General features: G+C 41.4%; 8 protein-coding genes. 5 read left to right on the top strand and 3 right to left on the bottom strand.

Translation table 11 applies throughout. The features are described 5' to 3' along the window. The first annotated feature begins 69 nt into the window (after positions 1 to 69). The 5 genes from hutH to VXM68_RS16790 all read left to right on the top strand — a co-directional run bounded on the left by hutH (position 70) and on the right by VXM68_RS16790 (position 7,509). Entirely contained in the window at positions 70 to 1,629 is a 1,560-nt protein-coding gene (hutH, locus tag VXM68_RS16810) for a histidine ammonia-lyase (RefSeq protein WP_367209451.1), read from the top strand. A 7-nt stretch (positions 1,630 to 1,636) separates the two neighbouring features. Beyond that, positions 1,637 to 2,887 (top strand): imidazolonepropionase, encoded by a 1,251-nt coding sequence (hutI, locus tag VXM68_RS16805; protein ID WP_367209450.1) that lies wholly within the window; start codon positions 1,637 to 1,639, stop codon positions 2,885 to 2,887. 4 nt (positions 2,888 to 2,891) lie between these two features. Then, on the top strand, positions 2,892 to 4,910 hold the full coding sequence (locus VXM68_RS16800) for a urocanate hydratase (RefSeq protein WP_367209449.1): 2,019 nt from the start codon (positions 2,892 to 2,894) through the stop codon (positions 4,908 to 4,910). Continuing rightward, the gene (gene hutG, locus VXM68_RS16795) at positions 4,907 to 5,911 is read left to right on the top strand and encodes a formimidoylglutamase (RefSeq protein WP_367209448.1); all 1,005 of its coding nucleotides are present in this window, start codon (positions 4,907 to 4,909) and stop codon (positions 5,909 to 5,911) included. Before VXM68_RS16800 ends, hutG begins: the two co-directional genes overlap by 4 nt. Positions 5,912 to 6,048: 137 nt before the next feature. Continuing rightward, positions 6,049 to 7,509: an exonuclease domain-containing protein gene (locus VXM68_RS16790; RefSeq protein ID WP_294188062.1), complete on the top strand. Its 1,461-nt coding sequence runs from the start codon at positions 6,049 to 6,051 to the stop codon at positions 7,507 to 7,509. Positions 7,510 to 8,255: 746 nt separating this feature from the next. Here VXM68_RS16790 and VXM68_RS16785 read toward each other — a convergent pair. The 3 genes from VXM68_RS16785 to VXM68_RS16775 all read right to left on the bottom strand — a co-directional run bounded on the left by VXM68_RS16785 (position 8,256) and on the right by VXM68_RS16775 (position 14,288). Then, positions 8,256 to 9,377 (bottom strand): acyltransferase family protein, encoded by a 1,122-nt coding sequence (locus VXM68_RS16785; RefSeq protein WP_367209447.1) that lies wholly within the window; start codon positions 9,375 to 9,377, stop codon positions 8,256 to 8,258. Positions 9,378 to 9,446: 69 nt separating this feature from the next. Next, complete coding sequence (locus tag VXM68_RS16780; RefSeq protein ID WP_294350385.1) at positions 9,447 to 10,997, bottom strand: RagB/SusD family nutrient uptake outer membrane protein; 1,551 nt, start codon at positions 10,995 to 10,997, stop codon at positions 9,447 to 9,449. Positions 10,998 to 11,015: 18 nt separating this feature from the next. Continuing rightward, a complete protein-coding gene (locus VXM68_RS16775; RefSeq protein WP_294188055.1) occupies positions 11,016 to 14,288 on the bottom strand; it encodes a TonB-dependent receptor in 3,273 nt (1,090 codons plus the stop codon). Between the last annotated feature and the right edge of the window lie 18 nt (positions 14,289 to 14,306).

The raw sequence follows: 14,306 nt of genomic DNA, 5'->3' as shown, positions 1-14,306 counted from the left end.
ATTGATGATGGAAATGGTATTTCTGCTTATCAAATATAGCAAGTACTTTTGGGTAAAGCAGATTGGAAGATGGATAAATTTTTATACGGCAGTGGGCATTTGACTTGTTCCACAGCCTTAGCAATAGCGAAAGGATTGGTTCGGGGAGAGTTATCGTCCGACGTCAGGGAAAAGATCGATCAAAGCGCCAGTTATGTCAGCAAAATAGTTGAGCGCGGTGAGGTCGTCTATGGGATCAACACGGGTTTCGGTCCGCTCTGCACGACACGCATTGATGCCGGTCAAACGCAATTATTACAGGAAAATATTCTTAAAAGCCATGCTGTAGGTGTGGGTGAACCTATAAGTGATGATTTAGCAAAGTTGATGCTTATCCTTAAAGTTCACGCGCTTTCTAAAGGATTCTCGGGTGTTCAATACAGTACAATTGAGCGGATGATTTGGCATATTGAGAATGATATCATTCCTGTTGTGCCAAAACAAGGGTCAGTCGGAGCTTCGGGTGATTTAGCGCCTTTGTCTCATTTATTTTTACCATTAATTGGTTTAGGAAAAGTCAAGGTAGAAGGGAATGTCGTTCCTACAGCCGCCATTTTGAAAAAATACGGTATGGCTCCGATTCAATTAGGCGCAAAAGAAGGGTTGGCACTGATTAATGGGACTCAATTTATGGCAGCGCATGGCGTAATGGGCGTTATTGAACTATACCGTATGCTTGAAAATGCCGATATTATTGCCTCTATAATGATTGAAGGCTTAAATGGTTCGATAAAACCCTTCTTTTCGGAGCTACATGAATTACGACCGCACAAGGGAAATCGTTATGTTGCTGCAAGCATCTTTGATATGCTTCACGGATCGGCTATTCTTGAAAGTCACAAACACTGTTCCCGTGTGCAAGATCCTTATTCTTTGCGTTGTATTTCTCAAGTTCATGGCGCATCACGCAACGCTTGGTTTCATTTAAAAGATACCATCGAAATTGAAATAAATGCGGTGACCGATAATCCTGTGATCATTAACGATGAACTAACCATTAGCGGTGGTAGCTTTCATGGGCAATCTATTGCGTTACCTTTGGATTACGCCACATTGGCGGCATCTGAAATTGGGAATATTTCTGATCGGAGGGTCTACTTGTCTTTAGAAGGTCAAACCAATGGTGTACCCAAATTGTTGATGAAATCAACAGGACTCAATTCAGGATTTATGATCTTACAATATAGTACGGCCGCCCTAGCGAGCGAGAATAAGGGACTTTGTTTTCCGGCGAGTGCCGATAGTATTCCAACTTCTTTAGGCCAAGAAGACCATGTGAGTATGGGATCTATCGCCGGACGAAAACTGTTGCAGGTGATTGACAATGTCGACAAAATATTAAGCATTGAACTGTTGTGCGCCGCCCAAGCTAAAGATTATCATCAACCGTTAACATCAACCGCTGCACTGGAAGCTATCCATGGGAGAATCCGTCAGTCCATCCCACATATTGAATCGGACCAGCCGATGGAAGAGCTGCTAACCGAAGCATTAAGATTGGTGAAATCAGGAGAGCTTATCGCATTGCACGGTCAATATGCTGCTCGAGAGATTGCTGAAGAGTTAAAACAGCAGTTCGAGGTATTTTAAACTAAGAATGATGAGAAAGGACGTAAAATTAGTTGGGCCTTTTAGGCAAATATTAACCATGTCAAATATGCCTATTAAAGGGCCAGTCGACGATAGCCAATTGTCTATTATTGATGAGGGGGGAATTTTAATCGCAGGAAACACCATAATGGATGTGGCCGCTTTTGATCAGTTACTACAGCAATGGGGGCAGCAGGTGGATTTGATCCATGTTGAGGGAGATCAGGTCGTTTTGCCAGGCTTTATTGACTGCCATACACATATTACTTTCGCAGGCGATCGTGCAAATGATTTCGCCCTTAGAAATGCCGGCTCAAGCTACTTGGAGATCGCTGCGGCAGGAGGTGGGATCTGGAGCACCGTTTCCCATACGCGGGATTGTGATGCCCAAGAATTGGTAGAGCTTACCATAAGGAGAGCACATTTACTATTGAAACAAGGAATCACAACCATCGAAGTTAAAAGCGGTTATGGGCTTAACGTTGAACAGGAACTTAAATTATTGCGCGTCATCCGTGAATCAGATCGACAAATACAACCAGACCTTATCCCCACCTGTTTGGCAGCACATATGCTTCCGCGGGATTTCAAAGGGTCTGCCAAAGACTATCTCCATATGCTGGCTGAAGTTCTATTTCCGGTCTTAAAATCTGAAAAGCTATCAAATCGGATGGATGCATTTATCGAAAAAACAGCTTTTCAGGGAGAAGACATTGTCGCTTATTTACAAAAAGCAAAAAATATGGGTTTTGATCTGACGGTCCATGCCGATCAGTTTACGACGTCTGGAAGCCGGATTGCGGTGGAGCTCGGTGCTAAATCTGCAGATCATCTTGAGGCTTCAACAGCTCTTGAAATTGAACTTATCGCACATTCGGACACTGTCGCGGTGGCTTTACCCGCAGCTTCCATCGGATTGGGTTGCGGTTTTACACCCGCTAGAAAACTGTTGGATGCAGGTGCATGCCTAGCCATAGGTAGTGATTGGAATCCGGGATCTGCTCCAATGGGGCAATTATTGACAAGTGCTACGATTTTGGCAGCGGCAGAAAAGTTGACCAATGCTGAACTACTCGCAGCATTAACCTACCGTGCGGCAAAGGCATTGAACTTGTCTGACCGGGGGATTTTGGCGAAGGGAATGCGTGCAGATTTTAGTTTATTTAAAACCGACAATTATCAGCATATTACTTACTACCAAGGAAGTTTGCAGCCTACAGCAGTATGGAAAAATGGTATGGAAGTATTATCATTATAACACCATGAAAGATACATTTAAGATAGAGGTTGCGGAAGGTATCCCTTCCACACTGCCGCCAAAGGTAGAGCGTGATCACACCATTAGCCACGCTCCCCGACGAAAGAATATTCTTACAAAGTCAGAAGAGAAGCTAGCTATACGGAATGCATTACGCTATTTTCCTAATCACTGGCACGGCATTTTAGCGCCTGAATTTTTGCAAGAGCTTCGTGATTATGGTCGAATTTATATGTACCGTTTTAGACCACAATACACAATGCATGCTCGACCAATAGCCGATTATCCGGCGTTAAGTAGGCAGGCGGCAGCAATTATGTTGATGATTCAGAACAACCTCGATCCTGCGGTCGCACAGCATCCGCACGAATTGATCACTTATGGTGGAAATGGAGCCGTATTTCAAAATTGGGCTCAATATCGTCTTACTATGCAATATTTATCGCAAATGACCGATGAACAGACATTACATCTTTACAGTGGTCATCCGATGGGACTTTTTCCATCTTCAAAAGACGCTCCTCGTGCTGTGGTAACCAATGGCATGATGATTCCAAACTATTCGAAACCGGATGACTGGGAACGTTTCAACGCGTTGGGCGTTACGCAATATGGACAGATGACAGCCGGCTCGTACATGTATATCGGTCCACAGGGTATTGTGCATGGAACGACTATTACAGTTATGAATGCATTCCGGAAACATCTGGCGGTAAATGATACCGTTCAAGGAAAGGTGTTTTTGACTTCTGGCCTAGGAGGAATGAGTGGGGCCCAACCGAAAGCAGGTAATATTGCAGGATGCATAACGGTATGCGCTGAAATAAACCCCGACGCAGCGAGAAAACGACATGAGCAGGGATGGGTTGACCGATTGATAGTGAGCATACAGGAACTTGTTAAACAGGTAAAGTGGGCAATGGAAGAAAAGGAAATAGTATCTTTTGCCTACGTCGGTAACATAGTCGAAGTATGGGAGACTTTCGATCGTGAAAATATCCACATTACTGTAGGGTCTGATCAGACATCATTGCATAATCCGTGGTCCGGCGGATATTATCCCATGGGATTAACCTTTGATGAAGCAAATGTTTTATTGGCGAGTGACCCGGACAAATTTAAGCAATGTGTGAGAAAAAGTTTGGTACGACATGTTGATGCAATCAATAAGCATGTTTCCAAGGGAACATATTTTTTCGACTACGGAAATGCATTTCTTTTGGAAAGTAGCCGTGCCGGCGCAGCAGTCTGGAATGATAAAAAGGACCAATTCCGCTATCCGTCGTATGTACAGGATATTCTTGGTCCCATGTGTTTTGATTACGGTTTTGGGCCATTTCGTTGGGTTTGCACCTCTGGAAGAGCTTCGGACCTGAAAAAATCTGACGAAATAGCCATGACCGTTTTAGAGGATCTTCTAGCAGAAGCCCCCTTAGAAATTCAGCAGCAGCTACGAGATAATATACAATGGATTAAAGAAGCTGATAAAAATAGGCTCGTCGTAGGTTCTCAGGCGCGCATCTTATATGCCGATTCCATTGGACGTATTGCAATTGCAAAGGCCTTTAATGAAGCAGTGAAAACTGGTTTATTTGAAGGGCCGATTGTTTTGGGTAGAGACCACCACGACGTTAGCGGAACAGACTCACCTTATCGGGAAACCAGCAATATTTATGATGGAAGTCAATACACAGCGGATATGGCTATGCATAACGTCATTGGAGATAGCTTTCGAGGGGCGACTTGGGTCTCTATCCACAATGGCGGTGGTGTCGGGTGGGGAGAAGTAATCAACGGCGGTTTTGGCCTACTCTTAGATGGTTCGGACGAAGCGGTTGTTAGATTGGAAAAAATGTTATTTTTTGATGTGAATAATGGGATTGCTAGACGTGCCTGGGCTAGAAATAAGGAGGCAAACCAGGCGCTAGATCGTGCGATGGAAAAGAATGCCAAATTACAAGTCACCCGTGCGCATCTTGTGGATGACCAAATTATTGAACAATTATTTGATGTGAAAGAATGAAACGTTTGTTGGATGATTCCGAAATATATAGCAAAGGTGACCAAGCTGTTTGGAAGGGACGTGTGGATGGTCAGAGTCGTGAATGGATGCGCTGGCATCAAGTCATGAATTGTGTTGACCTTGGTGAACCATCCGATCTTCGCCAAGCCATCGCTTTTCTTGGATGCTGTAGTGATGAAGGTGTGGCCCGCAATCAGGGACGAGTGGGAGCCAAAGAGGGCCCAGCTGCACTCCGGAATGTATTGGCCAACCTTCCCGTTCATTTTCCAGATAAACTTAAACTTAAAGATTGTGGTGACATCATATTAAAGAACAATGATTTAGAGTCATGTCAAGAATATTTGGGAGATGCTTTGAAAATTATTCTCGAGCGAAAAGGATTCCCAGTCATATTAGGCGGAGGTCATGAAATCACCTACGGCCACTATCTAGGGGTTAGTCAATATCTAAAAAACGTGAATGAAAGTTTAGGTATCATTAATTTGGATGCGCATTTAGATATTCGTGCCTTGCAGGATGGCAAAGGAAATTCTGGAACGGGATTCTATCAAATTGAACAGGATCAATCGGCAGCAAATTTGCCTTTTCATTACTTAGCAATCGGAATTCAGGAAATAAGCAATACAAAGGGATTACTAAATTATGCTCGCGAGAAGAATGTGCAGATTATAGAACGCGATAGTTTGGTCTATGAGAAACTTGATGAGATTCGGGAAAAAATAGTTGGTTTTTCCAAATCGGTGGATTATGTGTATTTGACCATAGATCTTGATGCCTTTTCTTCGGCCTATGCCCCTGGAGTCAGTGCGTTGGCATATAACGGTATAGTTCCAGATCAGCTATTTTTTACGATCTACGATATTCTTTTGGATCTACCTAATCTGCGATCTGTTGATTTGGCTGAATTAAATCCACATTTTGATATCGATTCGAGGACAGGCAAATTGGCAGCTGATCTGCTATTTAAATTGGTAAATAAATTAGCATCAAAAATTGAATAACCGCCGTAAAGCACATCACACACTGACTTTCACACTATTCTAAAATAAGCGCGGGTCATTAGGATATATCCTGTTTTGTAAAAGTTTATGGATATTATTTTTGGCAGCTAATATTTTTAGTATATTTGCTTTGTGTTATGAGTATAAATCAAAGCAAAAAACAAGAGTTTGCCATCGTGGATATAGAGACTACAGGTGGTTATGCAAAATCGAGTCGGATCACGGAGGTTGCTATTGTTATTCATGATGGTAACCAAGTTCTTGAACGCTGGGAAACATTAATAAATCCAGGAAAGGAAATTCCTAACTCCATTTTTGCGCTTACTGGCATCGATAATGATATGGTAAAGGATGCTCCAACATTTGAAGAAGTTGCCGAGCGCATTTATGCAATGCTGAAAGACCGTATTTTTGTTGCGCATAATGTCAATTTTGATTACTCATTCATCCGTTTTCAGCTTCAGGAATCGGGATTTGAATGGTCAGCAATAAAATTATGTACAGTACGCTATGCGCGAAAAATAAAGCCGGGGTTATTATCCTATAGTTTGGGACGTTTATGTGATTATTTAGATATACCAATAGAAAATAGGCATCGTGCAGGTGGCGATGCCGATGCGACTGCAATTCTTTTTGCTTATTTGAAAGTTCTGGATACTGAGCAGATCTTTCAGGAGATGATTAAACACAAGGCGATAGATCAACGTTTTCCGCCGCACTTAAATCCATTAGCGTATGAACAATTGCCGAATGAGGCTGGGGTCTACTATTTTCACGATAAAGATGGAAAAGTAATTTATGTTGGAAAGGCTGTAAATATAAAAAAACGGGTATTGTCCCATTTCACTGGAAATAACATTCAAGCACAAAGGCAGAATTTTTTAAAGGAAATTCATCATATCAGTTATGAATGCTGTGGTACGGAGCTTATGGCGCTACTTTTGGAATGCGCGGAGATTAAACGGTTTTGGCCAAAATATAATAGGGCGCTGAAGCGGTACGAACCGAAGTTCGGATTGTTTTCCTATGAAGATCAAAACGGCTACCTTCATCTTGCCATTGGTAAGACAAATAGGGGACAGCCATGTATTCAAGTGTTCCAGCGTGAATATGATGCAATACAGTTGCTCCAAACATTCATTCAACAAGATGCTATAAATCCGCAATTCTGTCAGTTTGGGCAAGCCAGTTTGTCAACAAAATCCATAAAGAAGGATGTCTTGCCGGATCGTGACCTACACAACACCAGAATTGAACGCTGTATTGAGGAGTGGTTGGTACAACGTCCATCGTATGTACTGATCGATAAGGGACGTCATTCTGAAGAGAAAAGCTGTATTGTTATTGAAAATGGTACTTTCTATGGCATGGGCTATATTGATCAATGCTGTCAATATGATGGTTTTGAAGATATAAGAGCACAGGTTAAAAGATATCCAAGTAATCATTACATGATGGAATTAGTCAAAATGGCAGCAGCAAGGCATCCTGCTAAAATACATTTTTTAACAGAATCGACTTTTTTACCAAATACTGCTGCAGAACCGGATTCCGTCTATGAAAAATTAGAACCAAATAGTCTTTTTAACTTAAGTTAACTGTATATACTTGCTTATCGCAGTTATTTTTTTAGATTTTGGTCATCCCAATCTCAGTAATTTGTTAAAGAAATGTGAAATAGTAGATTTTAGAATATTATGGTTCGATAATTGAAACGCATTTGTTAAACATAGTAATAAGGACTTTTCATAATTTAGGTTAATAATTGGTTAGTTAAAACCTGAGGCTCCCAACCTCAGGTTTTCTTTTTTTACTTCTTTTGGAACTAGCATTCATTTAAAATATACAACAGGATACGTGCTACCAAATTTGTCCTTTCGGCACTACTTGTTCAGTGCTCGTTCAGTGCTTGTTCAGTGATCACTCAGTATCCACTGTATAATCATTGACTGATCACTGTCTAAAAATTGAATTAAAAATGAGATAAGGGACAAGGTGGTATCAGCAATTACACGTTCAAAAATACAGTTTGAATCAAGTATTTTTATTTAAGCTTTTTTTGCGTCAAATAACTTTTTTCCTCAATAGAAAGTGTGTTTTTACTGTTTGTTTTTTAGTCAAATGACATTTGTCCCGATTTTGTCCCCCTAAGTTTTTTCTCTACATAGTTAGTTTAAGCTACTTTAGTATTCGTATACTGTAAACGGCGAAATAGTAAAACAAAGATGGGGCGTTTTCTTAAAGTAGCTGCGGTATATCTTATCCATATCTTTATATAAAAAGGGCTCAGGCCCTTTTTTTGTAAAATTATACCGAACTGGCTGCTTTAAAAAAGATGCCTGATTTAAATTTTGATGTAGATATTTTTTTTTCTTAGATAATAGGCAATCAACCAATTTAAAGCGACAAATAGCAGCGCAAATAGGGCGGAGGATAATCGTTGGTTTTGCCAGCTATCAAACAGGAAATGGTAGCTTAAGTTCCAAAGATTTTGATGTGTATCCCCGATGAGAATAAAAGAACAAATCGTGGGGATTAAGCCGCTAAGACAATAGATAAATAGTGTATTCTTACCGAAATCGTCAAGGACAGTGTAAATTATCCCTTTGATGTTTTGAAATTCGATAAGATAGATTAATATACTGAGAAAAGAGAGTGCAATTCCAGTGCTGAATACGGCGTAGCTGCTGGTCCAGATCTTCTTATTAATAGGAAAAACAAATGACCATAGATAGCCAATCAGGATAAAGGACAGACCTACGATAAATAGGTTGATCAGCTCCCTTTTTCCTGTCAGTTTTTGAATAATGTACTTTCCGGTAATATACCCGAATATCGTTTGACTGATGGCCGGTAAGACGCTCCAGATATCCTCTGGATCAAATGCTGTGCCCTCGCCGTGGTAGAGATGGGATGCACCGAAGATTCGAATATCAAGTGCAGTTCCGAACCAACCGTCCAAACTATAAGGATCCGATGGATTACTATAGTAGCAAATCAACCAATAGAACAAGAGAAATGCCGTACCGATGATAATTGCGCCTTTATCTTTAAAATAATATACTAACATGGCGCAACTGAAATAACAGATAGCAATACGTTGCAATACGCCGAAATACCTGTACTTGGCAAATGGAATCCACTCGAGCTGGTGAAGACTATTCCATTCTACAAAAGGGAAAACATTTAAAAACAGACCGAGTAGAAAAAGGATGATTGTTCTTTTGACAATTTTATTCCAGTATAGTCCTGGTGCCAGCTGATCGCTATTTTTTAAAGAAAATGCCATCGAGTTTCCGACAGCAAATAAGAAAAATGGAAATATAAGATCTGTAAACGTACATCCATGCCAGATGGAATGTTCAAGTTGAGGAAATACATGATGATAGTTGCCGGGATTATTGACGAGAATCATAGCCGCGAGTGTAAACCCACGGAAAATATCCAGTGATTTAAAACGAGTCATAATAAAGTATATTTGTAAAAAAAGGCTGTTCAAGGAATTAATCCTTTGAACAGCCTATGCTTGGTCTAATTAATAGCCTGGATTTTGAGTCAGGCTAGGGTTTGCCTGCAATTCCAATAATGGTATAGGGAGGAGCAGGCTATTTTGGTTAAAATTATACTTAATTTGTGTGGCATTACTTTGAGTGCCATTATCGCATGTAAATTTGATCTCATTCAATTTATTCATGACTTCCACTGTGACACCATAGCGATTCAGATCATCCCAACGTTGACCTTCGAAAGCAAGTTCCAATCGGCGCTCGTTGAGAATAATGGCCTTTAGTGCAGTGGAGCTGACACCGGATAAATCGGGCAGCCCTGCGCGATGACGTATGATGTTTATAGTGTTTATCGCGCCAGAAGCATTTCCCAAGGCGTTTTGAGCCTCTGCTTTAAGCAGAATGATGTCCGCAAGACGCAAAAGGTAAAAATGATCGCCACTTTGGAAGCTGTTGGCATGTTTTTGCTTTACATTAAATGGGATTTCTGTATCGGCATCTCCACAAGGGTTCCAGAACTCATCTGCCCAAGGAACAGAGAAAAACCAGATGTTGGCATTCTTTCGTTCAGTGTCGCCAGCGTTGTCATAAGCTTCGACAAGATCTTTCGAAGGTGTGCCATACCGGCGCCATTCGTTTTCGTTGATTTGGCCATTTTCATCCAAATCTGGGAAAAAGAATGCGCCACCCCAACAGCTTAGATTGGGACTGCCGGCGATATAGGGAATCTCCATGATAGATTCACTGTTATAGTTATGTTTACCGTCAAAAAGATCCGCATAGTTTTGAAGGAGCTGATAGCCACCTTTTCCAGTAATCACTGCATTGGCGTATTGCAATACCTTATTGTAATCGCGATCAGGGCGTTGTGCCCATATTTTGGTCAGCAAGGCATTTGCAGCACCTTTTGTAGCTCTAACCTTGTCAATAGAGGGCTGTCCAAACCCATCGGGAAGATTGTTTGCTGCCACTTGTAGATCCGAATCTATAAAATCATAAACCTCCTCTACAGTTGATCGCTTGATGCGTAATACCTCCGAATCTGTACTGTTGGAGTGTTTTTCCAAGGGGACACCACCGTAAAGTTTGACCAATTGATAATAATGGAAGGCTCTTAAAAATGAAGCTTCTCCAAGAATTTGTTTGCGTCTTTCATCCGAAAAAGTAGGATCTGTGACTTTATTAACATTGTCGATAACGATATTGCATTTTGAGATTGCTCCATACAGTTCTTCCCAATCCCTGCGTACCATTTCATTGGTATTGGTAATCGTATTATAGTCAATTTGTGCAAAGTCTATCTCACCACCACCGGCCGCATGCGCATTGTCCGAACGGATATCGGTCTGTAAAATCATCTCCCATTGATAATAATTGGCATTGCTTCCCGGGCGGGTACCATTGCCTATAAAAGAATTATAGGCCCCATTTAATGCTTTCTCAATATTGTCTCCGGTAAGATAGGCATTTTCACTCGTTACCGTGGAGGTAGGCTGAAGATCTAAAAACTTTTTGCAGGAATTTAGAGCAAGAGAAGCCAATAAGGCGATGGCTAATGACGTATATCTAGTTGATTTCATTGTTTGTAAGCTAAAAGGTTAAAAAGTTAGGTTTAAACCAACAATAAAGGTGCGTGCCTGCGGCGAAGTACCAAAATCGATGCCCGGCGCCATATTGGAGCTCACGGTTTCCTGGTTAGTTCCCCCATACATGCTTACCTCAGGATCTAGACCTGAGTATTTTGTGAATGTTAACAGATTCTCTCCTGTCGCATAAAGACGGACCTTATTGAGCTTCCATCGTTCAAGCACTTGTTTAGGTAGAGTATAGGCCAAGGTCATCGATTTTACCCTGAGGTAGGAACCTTTCTCTACAAAACGGGAAGAAATCTGTGAATTGTAGTTGTCATCTGTATTATTTAGATCCGGACGCGGCATAGTACTATTTTTGTTATTGACTGTCCATCTGTTTAATACGGCAGTACTTTGGTTTCTCGGTTCCCACATACCCTCTGTATAAATACGTGTCGCATTAAGGATATCATTTCCCTGTACACCCTGCAAGAAAAAAGAAAAGCTGAAGTTCTTATAACTAAAATCATTTGTCATGCCATAAGAGAATTTTGGTGTAGCATTACCAATGATAGCCATATCACTCGTTTGAAGACCTGCTTCAGGGTCGGCCATCTGATAGATCATATCTCCGGTCTCTGGATTGACGCCTTTCGCGACGTAACCCCAGAATGATCCCAATGCAACCCCTTCTTTTGCGATCGTACTATTGCCACGGCCATCAATATTTCCGTCATAGTAGGTTCCGCCATCAATATTCAGTACTTTATTGCGATTGAGCCCAAAGGTGACTGTTGTATTCCATTTGAAATCGTGAACGAAATTTCGGCTACTCAATTCGAATTCGAAACCTTTATTCTGTAGGTCGCCGAGGTTTTTAAGCGCAGTTCTATAACCGGAACTATAGGGAACTCTTGAGTTGAGAAGTAGGCCTACAGTCCTTTTTGCATAATAATCTGCACCAAATATCAATCTGGAATTAAAGAAACTGGCATCAACACCAATGTCGGTCTGGTTTGTTGTTTCCCATTTTAGATTGGGGTTGTCCAAGGTAGAAGGTGTATACCCCGGTACAACCTGATCGCCGATATTGTACGATCCCGTGACGTCAACTAAACCAAGATAGGAAAAGGCCGGGATTTGGCTATTTCCAACCTTACCCCAACTAGCGCGGATTTTCAGATCGTTTACCGTGTTTTTCAGCGAACTAAAGAAATCTTCATTGGATAAACGCCAGCCGGCAGAGAAAGAAGGGAAGTAACCCCAACGGTTATTAGGCCCGAATACAGATGACGCGTCAGCTCTCAGATTGGCTGTAAATAAGTACTTGTCGTTATAATCATAACCGATTTTTGCAATGCCGGAAACAGTGGATACAGCAGCATCTATCGCTGTTGGCATCGCCGTAATCATCGAACCTCCATTGACGGTGTGAATTGCTGGATTAGCAAAATTCTGGGTAGCGATATTTGAGATTGTTGTTTGTGTTTTAGTGGCAATATAACCTAGTAAACCTGTGAAGTGGTGCTTGTCACTAAAAGTTCTGTCATAGTTTAATGTATTTTCGGACATCCAATACTGATTGTCCTGCTGCTGGAGCGTCGCCATTCCTTTATATTTTCTACCCTCTGTCGTGCGGAACGGATCCACAAAAGTGCGGTACTGGTTGTTAAATTTCTCATACCCAAACAGCGATTTGAATTTTAGTCCCGGTAGAATATTGGCTTCCACAAAGGCATTTCCTGTAAATCTGTTGTTGATATAGCTGTGCTCGTTGCCTGTTGCCAATGCAACGGGGTTGTCAAGATCTGTATAGAATGGATCCACTGTGAAAGCACCTTTATCGCCATATATCCCGATTACTGGAGAGCCCAGGTAAGCATTCATGATGACTCCATTTCGGGAGTTCTCGGTAATGTCCACGTCGTACCAACGGTTGTAAGATAAGCTTGTTCCAACTTTAAAGATTTTATTGATCTGATGATCCAAATTAACCTTGAAATTGACCTTGTTTACTGTATTTGTGATGACTGTACCATTATCTTTTTGATAAGATCCAGAGATGTAAAACCCTGTCTTTTCATCTCCACCGCGTACTGAAGCCTGGTATTTTTGGCTGTGACCGGTGCGGAATAGCTGATCGGGCCAGTTCGTATCAGCGGTATATTTCGACCAATCCAAGGCTTCCCCCATCTCAGTCATTAATTCTCTATATTGTGCGGCATTTAGAACGCTAGGCTTTTTTCTGATGGCTGAAAATCCTTGATAGGTTTCGAAATTTACCTGTGTCTTACCGTTTGTTCCTCTTTTGGTCGTAATCAACACAACGCCATTGGCTCCCGAAGATCCATAGACAGCGGCAGAAGCAGCATCTTTTAAGACCGATATGCTTTGAATATCTGATGGATTGAGCTCCGATATATTTTCAGTAGGAACACCATCTACAATGTATAATGGATTGCTACCTGCAGTAATTGTTGAAGTTCCGCGAACACGAATGGAGAAGCCAGCTTGCGGTTGTCCGGAGGATTTTACAATTTCTACCCCCGCCATTTTACCTTCCATGGCACTCGCCAATTGGGTCACAGGGCGATCTTCAATATCTTTTGTACTCATGGTTGCAATGGCTCCCGTGATGTCTTTTTTCTTCTGTGTTCCAAAACCGACCACAACGATCTGTTCCAGTTGATTGTTGGCAGTTTTCATCTGCACGTTGAGGAAGCTATTGGAGCCTACCGTACTACTGATAGTCTCATAACCTATCGAACTAAAGCTGAGTTGATGTGTAGGGGTCGCTTCAATCGAGAATTCACCTTTACTGTCTGTTTCCGTTTGTTTACCTGTTGTTGTATTGCGGATTGTGACCCCTGTTAATGCTTTACCATCGCTATCGGAAACGCGTCCTTTGACAAGCTGTTGTACATTCATCGTGTTTCTTAAGGGTATGTCATCTGTTTTCCTTTTTAGAACAATGGTGTTGTTGACAATTTTATAAGAATACGATAGCTTTTTCAGGTTGTCATCCAGAATTTCAACAATAGAACCATCTTTATGGTTTATTCGGATTTTTTGGTTATCATTAATCTGCGAGTTATCGTACAGAAACACATAAGAACTCTGACGTTCGATTTCTTTTGCGAACTTTGCCAACGTGTATTCTTCGTGTTGTAATTTGATTTTAGACTGGCTCATATTTGCCAGCGCAACATTATTTGCATGGGAAATGCACTGGATAGCTAGTAAAGCGGCAAATAACTTTGCTCTTTTGCCAGCCTTTTGAATGGGTATACTTTTATTCATAATCAGTTGGTTAATTAG

The sequence above is a fragment of the Sphingobacterium sp. R2 genome (assembly GCF_040760075.1).
Lineage (GTDB): Bacteria > Bacteroidota > Bacteroidia > Sphingobacteriales > Sphingobacteriaceae > Sphingobacterium.
The sequence above is the reverse complement of the archived record's forward strand: the minus strand, read 5'-3'. Positions and strand labels throughout refer to the sequence as shown.

Coding starts and splice junctions, on each gene's coding strand:
- VXM68_RS16800 (WP_367209449.1), top strand. CDS start 2,892: ATGAAAGATACATTTAAGATAGAGGTTGCGGAAGGTATCCCTTCCACA.
- VXM68_RS16780 (WP_294350385.1), bottom strand. CDS start 10,997: ATGAAATCAACTAGATATACGTCATTAGCCATCGCCTTATTGGCTTCT.
- hutG (WP_367209448.1), top strand. CDS start 4,907: ATGAAACGTTTGTTGGATGATTCCGAAATATATAGCAAAGGTGACCAA.
- hutH (WP_367209451.1), top strand. CDS start 70: ATGGATAAATTTTTATACGGCAGTGGGCATTTGACTTGTTCCACAGCC.
- VXM68_RS16790 (WP_294188062.1), top strand. CDS start 6,049: ATGAGTATAAATCAAAGCAAAAAACAAGAGTTTGCCATCGTGGATATA.
- hutI (WP_367209450.1), top strand. CDS start 1,637: ATGATGAGAAAGGACGTAAAATTAGTTGGGCCTTTTAGGCAAATATTA.
- VXM68_RS16785 (WP_367209447.1), bottom strand. CDS start 9,377: ATGACTCGTTTTAAATCACTGGATATTTTCCGTGGGTTTACACTCGCG.
- VXM68_RS16775 (WP_294188055.1), bottom strand. CDS start 14,288: ATGAATAAAAGTATACCCATTCAAAAGGCTGGCAAAAGAGCAAAGTTA.